Raw genomic sequence first — 17,569 nt, 5'->3', positions numbered from 1 at the left:
GTACCGCTGTGGCTGAACACAGGTGGCCGGTGATGCAGCCCGCCGTCGAAAACTAGTGGAGTGCAAGGACCAGGTAGAGGGCTGCGAGCGCAGCTGTGGTGGGGGTCATGACGAGGCGTTCGGGTTTGCTGCGGGAGATCCCGTTCATGAGGACGCCGAGGGCGAAGTATGCCGTCATCACCCACATGGTGATGGAAGTAAAGGATTCGCTGACCAACGCCGGGACGAGGCCGGCCTTGGCCAGCGCGGCATAGGCGAAGAGAGCATACACGCCTAGGGATACCGCGCTCCCGATTCTGAGGTTGGTCGGGAGGACACGGTGTTGTCCGCCCCAGGCCATCCTCCCGAGCGGAGCCCCGGCGATAAGCGCGCCCTGGAAGATGGTCAGGCCGGCCAGAAGCACGCAGGCGAGTATTGCGGGTGCTGCGATGGTGATCATTATTTCCCCCTGAGTGCGCGGATGTGGTGGTTCCTCCACTTGCTGACCCCTCGGCGTCGCGCCCTGTGCTCGTGGCTGTGGCTGTGGCTGTGGCGGGCATATTCGCGAAAGCGGAGAATCATCGCAACCGCCATCAGCGGGATCATTGTTGCATGGCTGAGAGACATCATCGTCCCGGCTGTCCTAGTCCGAAGAAGGTAGGGACCCGGCGTCATGTCATCCGCCCCTGTGCCCGGCGGCGGACAAGGGTTCCTATGATCGCCGGCAGGGAACCGGCGAGAATGGCGAGGAGCAGGCCGAGCGCGAGCAAGACAGGAACCCGGGCAGGCGTTCCTCCGGCCGGAAGCTTCAGATGCGCCGTGGGATAGTCGATCATCTTCGCCGCGGACAGCGCCGTGGCACGGTCGGTATGCCGCGCCAAGTATTCGAGCGCGCCGTCGAATCCGAACATTCCGTCGGTGCCCCGGAGAGCATCGACGGGCACGTTGCGGGATGCAGCCCAGTCCCTCAACTGCGGGTCGATACCCCGGTCCCCCACCGCCCCGGGAGCAATGACCCTGTCCACCGGAGGTGCCTGCCGTTCCGGGACAGTCAGCAGAACCAACCCGTGTTTGGTGGTGACCGTGTTCGTGGCGCCGACGGCCACCGCCCGGGCGGCGAAGGACATGTTGTAGACCTCGAATGCGCTGGCGACGTCAATTTCGCCTACTCCATTGAAGAGCCCGACGCCGATCGTCGGCCGGAACCACGGAATGAGGGCGTTGAGTCCGACGGGAATGTCCCCGGCGTCGAAGGACTGGACGGGTATCTCAGCTGCCGCCCCGGTGGACCAGCCCGGGTAGTCCACCAGCCGGCCAACCCGGTCGGCCTCCTCAGCCCCCGCCAGATCCTCCATGACTTTCAGCGCGCCCGGGATACCGGACGTAACACCGGCAGTGGTGGTGATCATGCCGTCCTGAACGTACCGCAGACCTCCCGTCCATTGGACCTCCGGATGACTCTTCTTCAGAGCACCCAGACGTGACCAATGGCTTGTCGCCCTTCGGCCGCTCAAGAGGCCGGTCTCGGCCAGTACGCTCGATCCGTTGCAGACGCCCAGGATGCGGGTACCCCGACCTGATTGCTCCACGATCCACTCCCGCATTGCGGTTTCCTCTGGCCCCTCCGGGGCACCGACGGCCGGGACAACGACGACGTCGGGCTGCCGGGCCCTGCCCGATGTAATGTCCTCGAACGTGTACGTGGGCACTATCGCCGGACCTCCGTCAATTGGCGCAGGGGCAGACTGCGCTGCGACTGTGTAGACGGAGAAATTCGGGGAGCTGGCAAACACTTCGTAGGGAGCCAGAACGTCGCTGCCCACGGTGCCCGACGAGCCCAGGACAACGGCCACAACCATCGCGCCGGAGAATGAGGGACGATTCGCAGGGAGTTCGTTCAGGCCTTGAATGGGCGGCGCGACGTGGCTTTCTGCCTCCGCCACCCCTCCGCCGGCGACTGCCAGCACGACTACCGTGAGGAGGGACAACCCGACCGAGAGGGCGGCGTACATAACGCGTTTTGAACGGGAAACCATGGATGAGTCTCGATTCCGGGGAAGGTGTGGGGCCGCCAACCTGTGTGGCTGGTTGCTCTTTCACGCTACGGATCCCCGCCTTCACAGGCGTCAGCCGACGGGACATTCCCCAGCCGGTACAACCTGTACCCAGGTACTACGCGTGGCAGCCCGACGAACCCGCCGGCGGCGGAACCGCCCACCTCCGACGGCGGGTTCTGCCGGCAGCGCCATGACTAGAGCACGGCAGACAAGAACGCCCGGGTCCGCTCATGCTGCGGGTTGCCAATGACGGCCTCTGCGGGACCTTCCTCAATGATCCGGCCGCCGTGCATGAACACCACGCGATCGGCCACGTCCCGCGCGAATCCCATTTCGTGCGTCACGACGATCATGGTCATTCCCGTTCGGGCCAGGTCCTTCATGACCCTGAGCACCTCGCCCACCAGCTCAGGATCCAGCGCCGACGTCGGCTCATCGAACAGCATCAGTTTCGGTTGCATGCAGAGCGCCCGGGCGATCGCCACGCGCTGCTGCTGCCCGCCCGAGAGGTGCCGCGGGTAGGCATCCGCTTTCTCCGACAGGCCTACCTTTTCCACCAAATCCAGTGCTCGACGGCGGACATCCGCCTTGCGCTGCTTGAGCACCCTGAGCGGGGCTTCCATGAGGTTTTCCAGCACGGTCATGTGCGGGAAAAGGTTGAAGTGCTGGAAAACCATCCCGATATCGGTGCGGTCGGCGCAGATTTCGTTGTGGGACTGTTCGTGGAGCTTGTCGCCCTTGATCCGGTAGCCCACCGCCCTGTCCGCGACCCACAGCAGGCCGCCGTCGATCTTCTCCAGGTGGTTCACGCAGCGGAGGAAGGTGCTTTTCCCGGAGCCGGAGGCGCCGATGAGGCAGACCACTTCGCCGCTTTGGACGTGCAGGTCGATGCCCTTGAGGACCTCGTTGTCCCCGAAGCTTTTTCGTACGCCTTCCGCGCGTACCAGCGGGAGCCGCTCCGGTGACGATGGCAGGGGCATGGTTGTGTTGATGGTCATGATTGCCCGGCCTTTCCTGAGCCTTGAGCGGAGTGAACGGTGAAGAATTTGCGCAGCCGCGCAGCTGCGGTCGGCGGGGCGGACCGGGATGTGCCCCGCGCGAAATGCCGCTCCAAGTAACCTTGGCCCACCGAAAACACCGTGGTGACGATGATGTACCAGATGCTGGCTACCAGGAGCAGAGGGACCACCTGCAGATTCTTCGAATAGATGATCTGGGCTGAGTACAGGAGCTCGGGGACTGCCAGCACACTGACCAGCGAAGTCATCTTGAGCATGCCAATGAACTCGTTGCCCGTGGGCGGGATGATGACGCGCATGGCCTGCGGCAGGATCACCCGGGTGAGGGTCTGGATGCGGGACATGCCGAGGGCACCCGCCGCCTCGCCTTGGCCTTGGTCGATAGACTGGATTCCTGCCCGCACGATCTCCGACATGTAGGCGGCCTCGTTGAGGCCCAGGCCAAGGACCGCCGCGGCGAGGGGTGTGATGATCTGGTTGGCGTCCAGGCTCACGCCCGGGATGCCGAAGGTGATCTCCGGATACAGCGCCGACAAGTTGAACCAGAACAACAGCTGCACCAGGACAGGCGTGCCGCGGAAGATCGTCACGTAGGCGCTTGCCGAGGCCTTGACCACCGGGTTTGCCGAGAGCTGCATGACCGCAAGCACTACGCCCAACCCAACGCCGGCTGCCATGCAAACCACCGTCAGAAACAGCGTGATACCGATCCCGTTGATGATGGCGACGTCGCGGAAATACAGGGCCACTTTGTCCCAGCCGAAACGGGGATTGCTTACCGCTGAAACAAGCAGCAAGACGACGACGGCGGCGACCGCGGTACCAGCCACCCATCGCCACGGGTGCCTGGCTGACACCACGGTGAACTGTCCGCGGGTGGTCCCCACCTTGGGGAGACTCATCAGGCTGCTCATTTCACTCCGCTCGCGTCCACGGCGTCAGCGCTGATGGTCACGGAGTCCGGGATGCCGTACTTCGTGTTGATCGCCTTATAGGTTTCGCCTGCGATCAGCGCCCTGACGGCCGCAACTATTGCTTTGGTCAGAGCCGAACCCTTCGGCATGGCGATACCGACCGGGGTCGGTTCGAAGTCCTGATTGCTGGCGAGCTCGAAGGCACCGCCGGAAAGCTTGCTTGCGTAGCTCATGCCGACAAGACCTGACAGGACGCTGTCTACGCGCCCGGAGATGAGGGCCAGGTTGGCTTCGTTCTGGGAGGGAAAGAGCTGAATGTCGATCGGCGCCTTGCCAGCGTCGACGCACTGCTTGGAAAACGCCGGAAGGGTCTCGATCCCCTGTGTGGTTCCCTTTTCGCCGCCCACCTTGGTGCCGCACAGCTTCATAGCGTCGAGGGCCAATTTCTTGGGATTGCCCGTCTTGACCGCGAGGCCGGAGCCACTGCTTTGGTAGGAGGCGAAATCGGCGTTCAGCTTGCGCTCGGCCGTGACGTTGAAGCCCGAGATGCCGACGTCGTACTTGTTCGAGCTCACGCCCGGGAGGATGGTGTCAAAGGTCGCCGGAACCATTTTCGCTTCGAGTCCCAGCGTCTCGCCAACGGCTTTCGCAAAGTCTGCGTCCCAGCCGACAACCGTCTTGCTGTCAGCCGCGTAGAACTCATATGGGGAGAAGGTGGGGTCCGTGCCAACCACCAGTGTGCCTTTGGTCTTGACGTCCGCGGGCAAGAGATTCGCTGCGGCCTGGTTGAACGGCGCCGCTGGAATGGCTGCGTCTTTGCCGGGAATGGAATTGACCGCGGCTTCTTTGCCGGCGTCGAGTGAAGCAGTGGTGCAGCCGGTGAGCCCGACGGCGGCCGCCAGTAGGAGGGTGCCTATGGAGATGTATCTAGGACGGTTCATGATTGCCTTCCGGATAGGTTGTTCCGTGGTCAACGGCGATGTTGACCACTGTGGTGCCGACATTGACGAGAGCGGGATGCCGAACGATTGCAACTACCCCGTCAATGGGTGCAAAGAAGTCTTGTGAGGGCCGGTCGAGTTCTTCAACCGAGTGAACCCGGGCCACGAGGTCGCCAGCCCTGACCTTCTGGCCAAGGTCGACTACCGGTTCGAAGAGGCCGGCCATCGTGGAATGGACCGGGGATTGTGCGGTGAGTTCAACCCACCGGATCGGGGCTTCGGCGTCGGACGAACCGCCGGCGGAGGATGCGTCCTTGAGTACTCCCCAGTGGCCAAGCAGCGAGCGAAGTCCCGTCCTGGCCCTGTTGAGGATCGGCAAGGATACGGTTCCCCTGCCACCGAGTTCGGTCGAGATCATCGGTACGCCCGCCTGGTCGGCGGCGCCGCTGATGGAGCCTGCCTTCAGCATGGGCTTCACCACCACCGAATATGGGGGGTTGAACGCGGCGACGGCCGCTGTCTTCTCGGCCCATAGCTCCGGCGTCGGTCCCTGGTAGACGAACGCGGACGGAACATATTCGGAGGCGATGCCCCCTGAGTGGATGTCCATGACGAAGTCCGCCATGGGGATGAGTTCCCCGGCGATAAGCGAGGCGATCTGCTCCGCGGGTCCGCCGTCGGCGCGGCCCGGGAGGGCGCGGTTGAGATTGACCTTGTCCACGCTGGAAACGCGGCGTCCTTCGCGGACGGCTGCAATGTTGAGGGCGGGCAGAATGATCAATCTCCCGGTGACGTCGTCCGGGTGCAGGGAACGGATGAGCTCCTGGAGCAGGATCTGGCCTTCATATTCGTCACCGTGCGTGCCGGCGATCAGGAGGACCGTGGGGCCGTCTCCGCCGCTCAGGACGGCGATGGGCGAGGGGATGACTGCAGCGTCATTTTCGTTGTCCGAATGCTCAATCTCCAGGTAGCCCAACTGTTTGCCGGCGGCGGCAAAATCGATGCCGCGTATGCGGGGAATGTGCAGGCTCATTAGGCAACTTTCGTCGGGGTTGGTAGGATTGGATTCACTGTATACAGTGAATCCTGTGATGTAAAGCACGTAGGATTAAATGAGTTTTGATACCGGTGAGGGGATGAGGCGAATGGCTGCGCAAGCTGCCAAGGGGATGCGGCCGCTGAGCGAGCACGTCTACGACAGGATCAGCAATGAGATCGTCAATGGCGTGGTCGAACCTGGCGCTCCTCTGGTCCAGGAACAACTGGCTGAAGAATATGGTGTTTCCCGCACCCCGGTCCGCGATGCGCTGAACCGCTTGGTCCATGAAGGACTCGCCACCCTGGTCCCGGGGGCCGGCTTTTTCGCGACCACACTGACCCGCTCAGCCGTCGAGGAAGTTTACGAAGTCCGCAAGGCTCTTGAGGTTATGGCAATCAGGCAATGCGGTGCCAGGTACACGGACCTTCAGCTTGCGCGGCTTGAGTTGCTCATCGCGGAGGGCGCGGCAAGCGCCGATCCAGAGGAACTGTTTACCGCCACGCGGGCGTTCCACTTGGGCCTGGCGGCACCGGCGCCCAACGGGTTTCTGCTGAAAACACTCGAATCCGTGTGGGATAACCCGGTTCAGCGGCTCATCAGCCGCTCGTATCCTCTGGATGAGGCCAAGCTTGAGCGCGTGGCAGGCGCCCACCGGGAGATCCTGGCTGCGGCCCGCGCAAACGACCTCGAAACACTGATCCCCTTGTTGGATCTGTGTCACGAGAAAGACTGACCGGGAAGTACATTCCAGCCTCAGTTATAGCTGCTTCGATGGGGTGACCCTGCAGAGGTGGGCCTGGCTAGTTCCCGGCGATCTCCGCGTAGAGCTTCTGGACCCGGGCCTTGATGTCGTCCCGGACAAGGCGCATCCGTTCCATTCCTTCAATGCCGCGTTCGGAGGGTTCGTCTGTTTCCCAGACCTCAAAGCGGGTACCGTCGCGGGGTTCGAGCTTCGCCTCGGTTCCCAGCACCACCACCACGTCGACGGCGTCCAGCATCTCGTCCGCGACCGGCTTGGGGTGTTCGCCGGTGATGTCGACGCCGAGTTCGGTTAGGGACTCCACGGCCTGCGGGTTAAGGGACTTGCCGGGCTTGGTGCCTGCCGAGTAGACGCTGACGGCCCCGTTGGCGAGCTGGTTCATCAGGCCGGCGGCGAGCTGGGATTTGCCGCCGTTCTTGCTGCAGACGAAGAGGACGGCAGGGGTCTTGTGTGTACCGGGTGTTTCAGGGGTCATGAGTGCGTTGTTTCCTTTGTGTGTGAGTCGACCAAGTGGGTGGAACGGGTTTGCGTCAGTTGATGCCGGAGCGGCCGTGGGTCAGGCCGGTGGGGAAACCGACCAGCACCGGTTCGGGTGTGCCGCAGCAGCCGCTCTCCACGGAGGCCGCTCCTAACATTGTCCCAGTGGCGGGGACGTCACAGCTGGCGCCGGCATCGGTGGAGCAGACGCCGGTCTCGGGGAGTTCGAGGTGGACGGTGTCCGCGGCTTCGCGGTCCCCGGCGAGGGCGGCCACGACGGAGCGGACCTGTTCATAGCCGGTGGCCAGCAGGAAGGTCGGTGCCCGTCCGTAGGACTTCATGCCCACCATGTAGAAGTCCTTCTCCGGGTGGGCCAGGACCTTGGCGCCGTGCGGAGGGACTGTGCCGCAGGAGTGGAATTCGGGGTCGATCAGGGGGCCCAACTCCACCGGAGCCTCGACGGCAGGGTCCAGGTTGAGCCGGAGTTCGCGCAGGATGTCCAGGTCCGGGCGGAAGCCGGTGCAGGGCACCACGATGTCGGCGTCGAGGGTGCGGCCGTCAACGGCTTCGACGGTCACGCCGGAATCCAGTGTTTTGAGGGAAGCGATGCCGAAGCCGGTGTGCAGTTCGATTGTTCCGGCCTCCACGAGCCGCCGGACCCGGCCGCCGAGCTGGCCGCGTGCGGGAAGCCCGTCGGCGTCACCGCCGCCGTAGACCTTCGACGCGGACTGGCCCCGGAGCGCCCACAGGATCGTGGTGTCCGGCTCCTCCTTCGCGAGGTCGGCCAGGCTGATGAGGGTGTTCGCGGCGGAGTGCCCGGCGCCAACCACCAGGACTCGGCGCCCCGTGAAGGCGGCGCGGTCGCGGCCGGTGACGTCGGGAAGCGGCGCGGAGATCCGGCCCGCTGCGGCGTTCTCGCCGATGGCAGGCAGGCCGGACGTGCCCAGCGGATTGCGGCGGGACCAGGTTCCGGAGGCATCGATGACAGCAGCCACGGCGTGGTCGCGCGTTTCGCCGTCGGCGTGGTCGACCCGGACGGTGAAGGGTGTGGTGTCACGGTTGCGGGCGTGGGTCTTGTCCAGGCCCTGCCGTGTCACAGCGACGACGCGCGCGCCGGTTTGCAGCCGGGAGGCGATCTCCGGCAGCGCGGCGACGGGCTCGAGGTAGTTGTCGATGAGTTCGCCGCCGTACGGCAGGGCGGTGGGCCGGGGTGATTCCCAGCCGGACGCTTCCAGCAGGCGGAGGGCGGCGGCGTCGAGGTTGTACCGCCATGGTGAAAACAGCCTGATGTGGCGCCACTGCTCGATGGCCGCGCCCGCCGTCGGTCCCGCCTCGAAGACCAGCGGCTCCAGGCCGCGCTCCAGCAGGTGGGCCGCAGCGGCCAGGCCCACCGGGCCGGCGCCGATCACTGCAACGGGAAGGCTGTTTGTCGAATCCATGCTGTCCTCTTTCGTTCAGCGGGTGTGGCGGTTCAAGTACGGGCGGGGCCCGCCGGTCCCATCGCTTGAAGGGACCGGCAGGCAGCGGGGCGTCAGCAGCAGTCCTGATCGTCGTCGCAGCAACCCGAGTCGCCGCCGCAGCATCCGGTGGTCATTCAGCTCACCTCCTCCCCTTGTCCGGGTTTCAGGCGTGGGTGGGTTCCTCCACCAAGGCCGCGGCGATACTGTCCGCGTCGTCCCGGGCCGGTTACTTGGCAGCTGGGATGAGGGACTCGATCAGGCCCTCGATGCGGGTCTTGATCTCGTCACGGATCGGACGGACGGCGTCGACGCCCTGGCCGGCCGGGTCTTCCAGCACCCAGTCCTCGTAGCGTTTGCCCGGGAAGTACGGGCATTCATCCCCGCAGCCCATGGTGATCACGACGTCCGATTCCTTCACGGCCTCGGTGGTGAGGACCTTCGGGACCTCGGCGGACATGTCGATGCCCGCCTCGGCCATAGCCTCGACGGCGGCGGGGTTGATCTTGTCTGCAGGCTGGGATCCGGCGGAACGGACCTCGATGGCCCCCTTGGAGAGGCTGGTCAGGAAGGCGGCGGCCATCTGGGAACGGCCGGCATTGTGCACGCACACGAAGAGGACGGAGGGCTTCTTGGCGGATTCGGTGCTCACTGTTTCTCCTGGAATCAGTTAGGGATGGGCGAGAGGGTCTGCTTGAGGTCGTCACGCCCGAAGCCTTTGCGTCGCTCATAAGATATTGATGTTGATCGATATATGGAGTATCGGACAATAGATTGATGATTGTCAATATTCACGGCGAAGCGGGTTTATTGCCGGTCCTGCCCGCCAGAGTTCGCCGTTCTGTGCCGGAGACCGCCCGGGGCTAGGCGGCGTGCATCCGGGGTGCCAGGTCGCTAATGCGGTGGGAGAGGTCGGCGAAGGCGTTCTCGAAGGCTTCCTCAGTGTTGAGCCGCAGCGGATCCGGCACCGACCAGTGGACGCCGCCGAGGCCGGTAAGTTCCTCGTGGGCGTTGTCGCACACGGTCACGACGAAGTCCCCGTCACCGGCCACCTGGTCCAGCCTCCGCGGGGAACGCTTTGCGATGGTGAGCCCATGCCGGCCTGCGACGTCGATGGCTCCCTGAGCGATGCTGTCCGCGGGGTGCGTTCCCGCCGAGGCCGATGGGATTCCACTGACCTGCGGCCAGAGGGCGGCGGCCAACTGGGACCGGGCGCTGTTCCGGGTGCAGACGAACAGCACACGCCTGGCGCCGTGTTCAACACCGGGCGCGAGGCCTTCCAGTGCACCGGCGGCAAGCCGGATATAGCTGCGGCGCCTGTCGGCCTCCGAGCGGTGGCGGGTTGCCAGGCCCGCTCCTTCCAGGGTGCGCAAATGGTGGGAAAGCAGGTTCGAGGGCATCCCCAGCTCAGCCTGCAGTTCCGTCGGAGAGACGTCCCCCAGGGTCAGCAGGTCGACGATGCGCAGCCGCGCAGGATCCGCGAGGGCCGCATGCTTGGCCACCCGCGCCTGAAAAGCATCCACTGACTCAGTCTTCATTGACTCAATTTTGACTGAGTTAATTTCATCGGTCAAGCTTGGTGCCATGACTTCAAACCAGCCGCCGTTGTGGCGCCGCGCCGTCGCCGAACTGCTTGGCACGAGCTTGCTCGTGATGATCGTCGTGGGCTCGGGGATCGCGGCGCAGCAGCTCTCCCCCAATGACGTGGGCCTGCAGCTGCTGCAGAACAGCACCGCCACCGTGCTCGGTTTGACCGTGCTGATCCTGATGTTCGGGCCCGTGAGTGGGGCGCACTTCAATCCAGTGGTCTCACTCGTGGACTGGATCCTGGGCCGGCGCAGCGGCTCGGGACTGACTCTGCCGGAGTTCGGCACCTATGTGGTTGCACAGACGCTGGGTGCGATCAGCGGCAGCGTCCTCGCGAATGCCATGTTTGAGGTGGGGACCTCCATCTCCTTCAAGGACCGCGCCACCGGCGGGCATCTGCTCGGGGAAGTTGTGGCGACCGCCGGGCTCATTTTGCTGATCTTCACACTTGCCGCCACGAAGCGGGGCGTTCTTGCCGCGCCGGCGGTGGGCGCCTACATCGGGGCCGCATATTGGTTCACATCCTCGACGTCGTTCGCGAACCCCGCGGTGACAGTCGGCCGCATCTTCAGCGACACCTTCGCCGGCATCGCACCGGCCTCCGTGCCAGGCTTCGTCGTCGCGCAGCTCATTGGCGCGGCAGCAGGCCTGGGCCTCCTGCTCCTCCTGTTCCCCTCGGCAGCCCGCACCGCCGACGACGTCGTACTTCCGCACGAAGCAGAAAAGACCAGCCCCTAGCCCTGGCCGCGGCAGGCATGCGGCCTGCTCCAGGATCTCTACATTGATGAACGTCTATATTGGCGCATAATGGGGTACATGAACTTGCTGCCCATTCTCGAGCCGGCCACGGATGAATGCTGCGCGCCGGCATCGGCGCCGGCCCTGGGCCCTGAAGACGCCAAGCAACAGGCCGTGGTCTTCAAGGCGCTGGCCGACCCGAACCGGCTCCGGCTGCTCTCCATCATCAAGGCCTCATCCTCCGGGGCGACCTGCGTGTGTGACCTGACCGATCCGCTGGACCTGAGCCAGCCCACCGTGTCCCACCACCTGAAGGTCCTGGTCGAAGCCGGACTGCTGCACCGCGAAAAGCGCGGCACCTGGGCCTACTTCTCCCTTGCCCCCGGCGCCCTGGACGACGTCGCCGGCATCCTCGCAAAGCTATGACCTTGCCCGTGGCGATCCGGGCCATGGAACCAGCCGACTCGCCGGACGTACGCCGCTCCCCGGCCCTCTGAACGAGGCACGGGGCCGGTTCCCTCCCACCTACCGCTGATTTCTTGCCTGGTGTCAGGTCACCGGGTCGATGCGGCGTACCTCGATCGGCCACAGTTTGGCCTCTCCGAATTTGCCGGCAATTTCCACGGCGCGGTCCATGTCCACGCAGTCGACGATGTAGTAGCCGGCCACGATTTCCTTCGATTCGATGAACGGACCGTCGGTCACAGAGCGCCTGCCGCCGTCCATTCTTACGAACTTCGCCTCTTCATCGAGTTCATGGGCTTCCACGAACTCTCCGGAGGCTCTGAGTTCCTTTTGCAAAGCGGGCACTTGTTCTAGCTGTATTCAGATGACGACGGGGACCCGGCAGTAGTCTCCGCCAGGCGTTTGGTAAGGTAGCGCCGCTCGACCTCGGACGGTGCGAGTTCCCGGGCCCGCTGATATTCGCGGCCGGCCTCTGTCTTTCGGCCAAGGCGCCGCAGGAGATCGGCTTTCGCGGCGGGCAGAAGGTAGTAGCCCTCCAGCGACCGTGTCAGGTCAAGCTGGTCGATAAGGGCAAGCCCTGCCTCCGGTCCTTGGGACATCGCGACGGCGACGGCACGGTTGAGCTCGATGACCGGTGACGGTGCAATCTGCGCCAGGTGGTCATAGAGCAAGGCCACCTGGCCGAAGTCTGTTGTGCCGGAACTGCTGGCTGTCATGTGGCAGGCAGCAATGGCCGCCTGGATGCGGTAACTTCCGGGCTGGGAACGGCGTGAAATGGCCATTTGATCGGCGGCCGCCAGCAGCGCCACAGCCTCTGCAACCGCGGCCCTATCCCATGATTGGCGGTCCTGCTCCTCCAGCGTCACCAAGTCCCCTGCGGCGTCTGTTCGCGTCCTTCGCCTGGCATGGTGGAACAGCATGAGCGCCAGGAGACCCAGAGCTTCTGGTTCTTGTGGGGACCCGTCGAGCAACGCAGCCAGCAACCGGGTCAGGCGAATCGCTTCCCGGACAAGCGGCTCGCGGATTAAGGAGTTGCTGCCGGTGGCCGAATAGCCTTCGTTGAACATCAGATACAGCACGGCCAGGATCCCGGCCGTGCGTTCGGATATCAGCTCCGGCGGCGGCACGCGATACGGGATGCCTGCATCCCGTATCTTGGCACGGGCCCTGACGAGCCTTTTCGACATCGTGGCTTCGGAGACAAGGAACGCGCGCGCGATCTCACCGGTCGTCAGTCCCGCGACGGTGCGCAAGGTCAACGCCACCCGGGCATCGAGCGGGAGGGCAGGGTGGCAACAGGTGTAAATCAGCCGCAACCGGTCGTCGTCGGCCGCCGGATCGCTCTCGGCCTCGCCTTCCAGCCCTTCGAGCGCAGTGAGAATAGCGAGCTCACGCACCGCCCTCTTTTCGCTGGCCGCACTCCGCATCCGGTCGATCGCCCTGTTCCTGGCAACGGTTGTCAGCCACGCCGCGGGGTTCCTCGGAATGCCGCGCATCGGCCAGTCAACCAGGGCGCGCGCGAACGCATCCTGGACACAATCCTCGGCCAGGCTCCAGTCGCCCGTCACGCGAATGAGGGTTGCGGTGATTCGCGCGGTCTCCAGCGCGGAGGCGGTTTCGATGGCGGTCTGCACGTCGGAGGGCTCTGGCACCACTTCATCCCTCCCTCGATCATCAGTACAGGCCACCAGGCGGATGGCTACTCCCCGAGCGGCCACACCGGCCTGATCTCGATCTTGCCAAATCTTGCCATGGGGTGTTTGGACGCCACCTCGATAGCCTCATCGAGATCGGTACAGGCGATGATGTCATAGCCCGCGATCCATTCCTTCGTCTCGGCGAACGGCCCGTCCGAGACGACCACTTCGCCCGCGCGCACCGTGACGGTGGTTGCGTCCTCGACAGGGCGCAGCCTGTCACCGTGACGGCTGACGCCCCTGGCCTCCATTTCGGCCCCCCATTCGACGATGTTGTCCTCCGCTGCCACATATTTCGGCGCTGTGGGATCGCTACAGATAAACAGCATGTACTCCACGATGACTCCTTCTTTAGAGGTTGATACACCAGTACGACGACCGGGATGTCGCCAAAAGGACAGTGGGTGAGAAATTCTTTTGAGGTCGGCACGGGTCGTGTCGCCATCCCCCTCTCAGAGGCGGGGGTCCAGGTCAGCGGCGTAGAACTGTCTCACGCGATGATCGCCCGTCTACGTGAGAAGGTCGGAGAGGACCAGATTCCCGTTGTTCAGGGCGACATGACCGAGGCAGCGGCGGGCGAAAACTTCTCGCTTGCCTACTGGTGTTCAACACCATCGCCAACCTCTTGACACAGGACGAACAGATCCGGTGTTTCCAGAACGCTGCCCGTCATCTTGCACCTGGCGGGCGCTTCGTCATTGAGCTCTGGGTGCCACAACTGCGTTCGCTGCCACCCGGACACGGCGGGACAGTCGAGGTGAGTCAGCCCGGGTATCTCCTGGTCGATACCTATGACGTGCTGCACCAGCACGTCATCTCGCACGTGCGGTTCGGCCCAGAACTATCGGATGGGCGGGATGCACGGATCGGACGGACACCACACCGGTACATCTGGCCCAGCGAGCTCGATCTCATGGCGCGGCTACCGGGTTTGAACTGGAATCCAGGTGGGCGGGCTGGGACCGCAGCGACTTCACCGCGGAGTCTTCCAGTCACGTGTCTGTATACCGGCTCTCCGCACGCTGAGGGTCCCTACCGGGAGTGGTGTTCGCGTACGCGGTCGAGCCACTCCGTGGTCAGCGCCTTGATGAGGCCGGGCTGTTCGTGCGGCAACGCATGGCCGGCGCGGTCGAGCACGGCGAATGTGGCCCGCGGATAGTGCTCGAGCAGATCCCATTGGCTGGCGTATCCCACCGTGGAGTCCTGGCGCCCGGCGACTATAAGGACGGGGCAGGGGTACGGTGGGCCCTCCTCAGGACTGGTGCTGAGCCGCCAATGTTGGCCGATCCGCTCGAGGCCGGCTTCGTCGACCAAACCAAGGGCGGGGACCACGTACTCCTTGTATCGCTCCAGCGTGGCCTGCGTCTGCACGACGAAGTAGTCGCGGAACACACTCTCCTCGGCCGGGCCGAGCGTCCGGCCCGGATCCACCGAGGCGTTCAAGACCTGGTGCGCAGGCAAATCCCTCACGTTCTCGCCCAGCGGACAGATCAGCGCGAGCCCTGCCACCTGCTCCGGGCGCCTGCCGGCGATGGCTCGGGCATAGTACGCGCCTGCGGAATGGCCCATGAGCCGGAACTGCCCGGCACCGACCACACCATCGACGAACGCGAGCAAGAGGTCCAGAACGTCCTCGGCGCTATTGAGCGTGACCGACGCCGGCGTCTGCCCCATGCCCGGCAGGTCCGGGTAAATGCGCCGAAAATTGGATAGCCCGCCAAATATCGGCTCCATGGCACCGACCATCTCCCGGTGATCCACGCCCGCACCATGCAGCATCAGGACCGGAACCCCGTCACCGTGCTCGACATAATGGACTGGTATTTCACGTGCTTTGTACTCCACAAAGTCAGCTTAATCCGGGCCCTTCGCTAAAGGGCGTCGTTGGGTCAGACCGGGAAACCGCTTCCGCCCCGCCGTTGGTAGTCTTTAGCCGACTATCGCCTTTCACCAGACATCACTTGAGGTGCGAACCATGACCGCGACGACACGCCCTCCGGGCACCGTCCTTCTTGCCGGTGCCACCGGCGATCTCGGCGGGCGGATCCTGCGGAATCTGGTCGACCTTGGCGCCACCGTTCGCGTCCTGACACGACAAGAGACCAGCACGGCGCGGATTGCAGAGCTACGCGCCGTGGGCGCCGAGGTGATTCAGGCGGATTACGACGATCCGGACGGGCTCCGAAGGGCCTGCACGGATGTTGACTGCGTGGTCTCTGCGATCAACGGTCTCGACAGCGCAATCCTTGGTTCCCAGTCGCGCTTGCTGGAGGCGGCGGCCGCGGTGGGTTCGCGTCGCTTCATCCCTTCCGACTTCTCCATCGATTACCGTGGTATCCGGCCTCGAAGCAACCGGAACTTACAGCTCCGCAGAGACTTCGCACGGGAACTGGACGCGACCGAAATCCGGGCCACATCCATCCTTAGCGGCGCCTTCACCGACATGCTCTCCGGGCAGGCACCAATGATCCTGCTCTCCCTGCACCGTGTGCTCTTTTGGTCCGACCCCGACCAGGTGCTCGATTTCACTACCAAGGACGACACGGCCACCTACACTGCCGCCGCCGCCCTCGACGAGCGGGCGCCCCGTGTCCTCCAGATCGCCGGGGACCAGGTCACGGCAAGGACCTTGGCATCGACGATGACCGACCTGACCGGCACACAATTCCGGCTCCTCTACGCGGGCAGTTTTGGTTCCCTGACTACTATGAGCCGGGCAGTCAGAGCCCTCATGCCGGCCTCTACCGAGCCGTTCCCGCCGTGGCAGGGCATGCAGTACTTCGCCAGCATGTTCAGCGGTGACGCGAATCTGCGTCACATCAACAACGACCGGTACGGCAGCCGGAGATGGACGACCGCCCGGGACGTCCTGGAGCAGCACCGTCAGCAGGGTTGACCGGACCCGAGGCGCGCTGGGCCAAGGGTCCTGGTAGTCCTGGTTCAAGCAGTCACGCCGATCCTGAACCGGACTGCACCTTCACCCGCTGGTCCCCGGCGCGCGTAAGTCCACCGGGACTCCCTGGCGTAGGCCGATAGAGTAGGTTCAGAATTGGTCGGGGGGACCACATGAATTCACGCCATTGCCTTGTTATCGAAGACGACCAGGACATCCGTGACCTGCTCTGCATGATCCTTACCGGAATGGGGTTCGTCGTTCACGCCGAAACCACCGGCACGGGAGGACTCCGGGCAGCCGGAACACTGGACCTAGCCCTCATCACGCTGGATCTGGGCCTTCCGGACCTCAGCGGCCTGGACGCGGCGCGTGGCCTGCGGACACTCTCGAAGGCACCGATCCTCATGATCACCGCGTGGGCAGAACCTGGTGATGAGATCGACGGCATGGCTGCCGGCGCAGACGCGTACCTCGCCAAACCCTTCCGCCCTCACATGCTCAGAGAACTGGTACAGCGGCTCTGCCCACCAGAGCACCACGATGCCCCGCCGTCGCGAGCCGAAGACACCGCCACGGGATCACCGGCCTAGGTTAGGGGCACACTTGGTGTCATGGCTGATTCTGAAGCAGTGACAACTCAGCGTTCGACGGTTGAGGATTGGACGCGCGCATTGGCGGAATCCGCCGGTTCGCCGGGCGGCGGGGCCGGGGCGGGATTGATGCTTGCCATCGCCGCGTCACTGACATCGATGGTGGCCGGATATACGGAAGCTGAGGAGCACCAGCGCGGGGAACTCGCCAATGTTCACGCGCGGGCGCGCTCACTCCGGGAAGTCGCCCTTCGACTGGCCGATGACGACGCGTCAGCCTCTAAAGCTTTCGGCGCCGCGTTTCGGCTGGAACTGGGGCCGGAACGCGAGGACGCCATACACCGGGCATCCGTCGTCGCCGCCAAGGCATCTGCCGTGCTCGGCAAGCGAGCCATCGATGCCATCGGAGATCTGGGGTGGCTTGCTTCCAACGGTAACCCGGCGCTTATCGCCGATATCGTCGTCGCGTTCGGTGCCCTGAGGGCAGCGGTGACAGGGGCGCGCACAAACGTGAGTTTCGATCTCGCGGCGCTCACCTCCGCGGGCTCCACCCTCGAGGAGGTTCGGGAACAGCACCCGGCCCTGTGGGAGACCGTCGAGCACCTCAACGCCGCGCTCGATCGGATAGACGGGCTGACCGCCGAGATAGACCACAGGGCCGCTCCCACCGACGCCGTCTGACGCGGCGCACGCCCGGGCGTCTGGCCCGACGGCGTGACAGAGCCGGACGACGTCGTAGCTGAAGTGGTTTCCGATCACGCAGTTGTTGGCCCCGGCGACACGCCGCAGGAAGTGGTTGGAACCCATCAGGTTCTCCGTGACAAGGCGGTGCCTGCCACTGCTGCGGACACCGTGAAGGCGCGTAGGACACTCCGGCGGCTTATCTCCGGGGTGGGTTTCATGTGTCTCTTGGAATTGGTGACGAGAGGACCCGAGGTTCCCCGACTGAGCGT

Annotated in this window: 21 protein-coding genes; 7 read left to right on the top strand and 14 right to left on the bottom strand. The window is 64.5% G+C overall.

Annotation, left to right across the window (positions count from 1 at the left end; all coding sequences use genetic code 11):
* Positions 1-52: 52 nt before the first annotated feature.
* From AC1D14_RS09390 to AC1D14_RS09365, 6 genes are all read right to left on the bottom strand, one after another.
* Complete coding sequence (locus tag AC1D14_RS09390) at positions 53-439, bottom strand: hypothetical protein (RefSeq protein WP_230118872.1); 387 nt, start codon at positions 437-439, stop codon at positions 53-55.
* Between the two features lie 211 nt (positions 440-650).
* A complete protein-coding gene (locus tag AC1D14_RS09385; RefSeq protein ID WP_476968336.1) occupies positions 651-2,015 on the bottom strand; it encodes a DJ-1/PfpI family protein in 1,365 nt (454 codons plus the stop codon).
* Between the two features lie 215 nt (positions 2,016-2,230).
* Positions 2,231-3,034, bottom strand: a complete 804-nt coding sequence (locus tag AC1D14_RS09380; RefSeq protein WP_476968335.1) for an amino acid ABC transporter ATP-binding protein — start codon at positions 3,032-3,034, stop codon at positions 2,231-2,233.
* Positions 3,031-3,957 carry an amino acid ABC transporter permease gene (locus AC1D14_RS09375; protein ID WP_230118874.1) on the bottom strand — a complete coding sequence of 309 codons (927 nt, stop codon included), beginning with the start codon at positions 3,955-3,957 and terminating at the stop codon, positions 3,031-3,033. The genes AC1D14_RS09380 and AC1D14_RS09375 overlap by 4 nt, the downstream gene beginning before the upstream one ends.
* An 8-nt stretch (positions 3,958-3,965) precedes the next feature.
* Positions 3,966-4,910, bottom strand: coding sequence for an ABC transporter substrate-binding protein (locus AC1D14_RS09370; RefSeq protein WP_230118875.1), 945 nt, complete (start codon positions 4,908-4,910; stop codon positions 3,966-3,968).
* Positions 4,897-5,943, bottom strand: a complete 1,047-nt coding sequence (locus tag AC1D14_RS09365) for a succinylglutamate desuccinylase (RefSeq protein ID WP_476881228.1) — start codon at positions 5,941-5,943, stop codon at positions 4,897-4,899. The genes AC1D14_RS09370 and AC1D14_RS09365 overlap by 14 nt, the downstream gene beginning before the upstream one ends.
* A gap of 112 nt (positions 5,944-6,055) precedes the next feature.
* On the opposite strand from AC1D14_RS09365, the gene AC1D14_RS09360 reads away from it, so the two are divergent.
* Positions 6,056-6,682, top strand: coding sequence for a GntR family transcriptional regulator (locus AC1D14_RS09360; protein WP_476881227.1), 627 nt, complete (start codon positions 6,056-6,058; stop codon positions 6,680-6,682).
* 67 nt (positions 6,683-6,749) lie between these two features.
* Here the strand turns inward: AC1D14_RS09360 and AC1D14_RS09355 are convergent, their stop codons facing one another.
* The 4 genes from AC1D14_RS09355 to AC1D14_RS09340 all read right to left on the bottom strand — a co-directional run bounded on the left by AC1D14_RS09355 (position 6,750) and on the right by AC1D14_RS09340 (position 10,181).
* The gene (locus tag AC1D14_RS09355; RefSeq protein ID WP_230118878.1) at positions 6,750-7,184 is read right to left on the bottom strand and encodes an arsenate-mycothiol transferase ArsC; all 435 of its coding nucleotides are present in this window, start codon (positions 7,182-7,184) and stop codon (positions 6,750-6,752) included.
* Positions 7,185-7,239: 55 nt separating this feature from the next.
* Entirely contained in the window at positions 7,240-8,625 is a 1,386-nt protein-coding gene (locus AC1D14_RS09350; RefSeq protein ID WP_476968334.1) for an FAD-dependent oxidoreductase, read from the bottom strand.
* Between the two features lie 247 nt (positions 8,626-8,872).
* Positions 8,873-9,295, bottom strand: a complete 423-nt coding sequence (locus tag AC1D14_RS09345) for an arsenate reductase ArsC (RefSeq protein ID WP_230118880.1) — start codon at positions 9,293-9,295, stop codon at positions 8,873-8,875.
* Positions 9,296-9,506: 211 nt separating this feature from the next.
* Entirely contained in the window at positions 9,507-10,181 is a 675-nt protein-coding gene (locus tag AC1D14_RS09340) for an arsenate reductase/protein-tyrosine-phosphatase family protein (RefSeq protein WP_230118881.1), read from the bottom strand.
* 46 nt (positions 10,182-10,227) lie between these two features.
* Between AC1D14_RS09340 and AC1D14_RS09335 the strand changes: the two genes are divergently transcribed.
* Together AC1D14_RS09335 and AC1D14_RS09330 are read left to right on the top strand one after the other, a co-directional pair.
* On the top strand, positions 10,228-10,968 hold the full coding sequence (locus AC1D14_RS09335) for an aquaporin (protein WP_230118882.1): 741 nt from the start codon (positions 10,228-10,230) through the stop codon (positions 10,966-10,968).
* 78 nt (positions 10,969-11,046) lie between these two features.
* Positions 11,047-11,394, top strand: a complete 348-nt coding sequence (locus tag AC1D14_RS09330) for an ArsR/SmtB family transcription factor (RefSeq protein WP_476881224.1) — start codon at positions 11,047-11,049, stop codon at positions 11,392-11,394.
* Between the two features lie 123 nt (positions 11,395-11,517).
* Here AC1D14_RS09330 and AC1D14_RS09325 read toward each other — a convergent pair whose 3' ends face one another.
* The 3 genes from AC1D14_RS09325 to AC1D14_RS09315 all read right to left on the bottom strand — a co-directional run bounded on the left by AC1D14_RS09325 (position 11,518) and on the right by AC1D14_RS09315 (position 13,459).
* The gene (locus AC1D14_RS09325) at positions 11,518-11,778 is read right to left on the bottom strand and encodes a YciI family protein (RefSeq protein WP_230118884.1); all 261 of its coding nucleotides are present in this window, start codon (positions 11,776-11,778) and stop codon (positions 11,518-11,520) included.
* Between the two features lie 5 nt (positions 11,779-11,783).
* Positions 11,784-13,067, bottom strand: a complete 1,284-nt coding sequence (locus AC1D14_RS09320; RefSeq protein WP_476881223.1) for an RNA polymerase sigma factor — start codon at positions 13,065-13,067, stop codon at positions 11,784-11,786.
* 65 nt (positions 13,068-13,132) lie between these two features.
* Positions 13,133-13,459 carry a YciI family protein gene (locus AC1D14_RS09315; RefSeq protein WP_354962143.1) on the bottom strand — a complete coding sequence of 109 codons (327 nt, stop codon included), beginning with the start codon at positions 13,457-13,459 and terminating at the stop codon, positions 13,133-13,135.
* 54 nt (positions 13,460-13,513) lie between these two features.
* Here AC1D14_RS09315 and AC1D14_RS09310 point away from each other — a divergent pair, with 54 nt between their 5' ends.
* On the top strand, positions 13,514-13,759 hold the full coding sequence (locus AC1D14_RS09310; RefSeq protein WP_476881222.1) for a class I SAM-dependent methyltransferase: 246 nt from the start codon (positions 13,514-13,516) through the stop codon (positions 13,757-13,759).
* Between the two features lie 403 nt (positions 13,760-14,162).
* On the opposite strand, the gene AC1D14_RS09305 is transcribed toward AC1D14_RS09310, so the two are convergent.
* Complete coding sequence (locus AC1D14_RS09305; protein WP_230118887.1) at positions 14,163-14,975, bottom strand: alpha/beta fold hydrolase; 813 nt, start codon at positions 14,973-14,975, stop codon at positions 14,163-14,165.
* A 130-nt stretch (positions 14,976-15,105) separates the two neighbouring features.
* Here AC1D14_RS09305 and AC1D14_RS09300 point away from each other — a divergent pair, with 130 nt between their 5' ends.
* From AC1D14_RS09300 to AC1D14_RS09290, 3 genes are all read left to right on the top strand, one after another.
* Entirely contained in the window at positions 15,106-16,026 is a 921-nt protein-coding gene (locus AC1D14_RS09300; RefSeq protein WP_476968333.1) for an NmrA family NAD(P)-binding protein, read from the top strand.
* Between the two features lie 170 nt (positions 16,027-16,196).
* A complete protein-coding gene (locus AC1D14_RS09295; RefSeq protein WP_476968332.1) occupies positions 16,197-16,616 on the top strand; it encodes a response regulator transcription factor in 420 nt (139 codons plus the stop codon).
* A gap of 21 nt (positions 16,617-16,637) precedes the next feature.
* Positions 16,638-17,297 carry a cyclodeaminase/cyclohydrolase family protein gene (locus AC1D14_RS09290; protein ID WP_230118890.1) on the top strand — a complete coding sequence of 220 codons (660 nt, stop codon included), beginning with the start codon at positions 16,638-16,640 and terminating at the stop codon, positions 17,295-17,297.
* Positions 17,298-17,569: the final 272 nt, after the last annotated feature.

It is taken from the genome of Arthrobacter sp. P1_B11 (assembly GCF_056406715.1).
The sequence above is the reverse complement of the archived record's forward strand: the minus strand, read 5'-3'. Positions and strand labels throughout refer to the sequence as shown.

Excerpts from the sequence above, each read along its gene's own strand:
- AC1D14_RS09295 (WP_476968332.1), top strand. The coding sequence starts at position 16,197 with ATGAATTCACGCCATTGCCTTGTTATCGAAGACGACCAGGACATCCGT.
- AC1D14_RS09380 (WP_476968335.1), bottom strand. The coding sequence starts at position 3,034 with ATGACCATCAACACAACCATGCCCCTGCCATCGTCACCGGAGCGGCTC.
- AC1D14_RS09370 (WP_230118875.1), bottom strand. The coding sequence starts at position 4,910 with ATGAACCGTCCTAGATACATCTCCATAGGCACCCTCCTACTGGCGGCC.
- AC1D14_RS09340 (WP_230118881.1), bottom strand. The coding sequence starts at position 10,181 with ATGAAGACTGAGTCAGTGGATGCTTTTCAGGCGCGGGTGGCCAAGCAT.
- AC1D14_RS09350 (WP_476968334.1), bottom strand. The coding sequence starts at position 8,625 with ATGGATTCGACAAACAGCCTTCCCGTTGCAGTGATCGGCGCCGGCCCG.
- AC1D14_RS09310 (WP_476881222.1), top strand. The coding sequence starts at position 13,514 with ATGTCGCCAAAAGGACAGTGGGTGAGAAATTCTTTTGAGGTCGGCACG.
- AC1D14_RS09390 (WP_230118872.1), bottom strand. The coding sequence starts at position 439 with ATGATCACCATCGCAGCACCCGCAATACTCGCCTGCGTGCTTCTGGCC.
- AC1D14_RS09385 (WP_476968336.1), bottom strand. The coding sequence starts at position 2,015 with ATGGTTTCCCGTTCAAAACGCGTTATGTACGCCGCCCTCTCGGTCGGG.
- AC1D14_RS09315 (WP_354962143.1), bottom strand. The coding sequence starts at position 13,459 with ATGCTGTTTATCTGTAGCGATCCCACAGCGCCGAAATATGTGGCAGCG.
- AC1D14_RS09365 (WP_476881228.1), bottom strand. The coding sequence starts at position 5,943 with ATGAGCCTGCACATTCCCCGCATACGCGGCATCGATTTTGCCGCCGCC.
- AC1D14_RS09300 (WP_476968333.1), top strand. The coding sequence starts at position 15,106 with ATGACCGCGACGACACGCCCTCCGGGCACCGTCCTTCTTGCCGGTGCC.
- AC1D14_RS09330 (WP_476881224.1), top strand. The coding sequence starts at position 11,047 with ATGAACTTGCTGCCCATTCTCGAGCCGGCCACGGATGAATGCTGCGCG.
- AC1D14_RS09360 (WP_476881227.1), top strand. The coding sequence starts at position 6,056 with ATGGCTGCGCAAGCTGCCAAGGGGATGCGGCCGCTGAGCGAGCACGTC.
- AC1D14_RS09290 (WP_230118890.1), top strand. The coding sequence starts at position 16,638 with ATGGCTGATTCTGAAGCAGTGACAACTCAGCGTTCGACGGTTGAGGAT.
- AC1D14_RS09355 (WP_230118878.1), bottom strand. The coding sequence starts at position 7,184 with ATGACCCCTGAAACACCCGGTACACACAAGACCCCTGCCGTCCTCTTC.
- AC1D14_RS09335 (WP_230118882.1), top strand. The coding sequence starts at position 10,228 with ATGACTTCAAACCAGCCGCCGTTGTGGCGCCGCGCCGTCGCCGAACTG.
- AC1D14_RS09375 (WP_230118874.1), bottom strand. The coding sequence starts at position 3,957 with ATGAGTCTCCCCAAGGTGGGGACCACCCGCGGACAGTTCACCGTGGTG.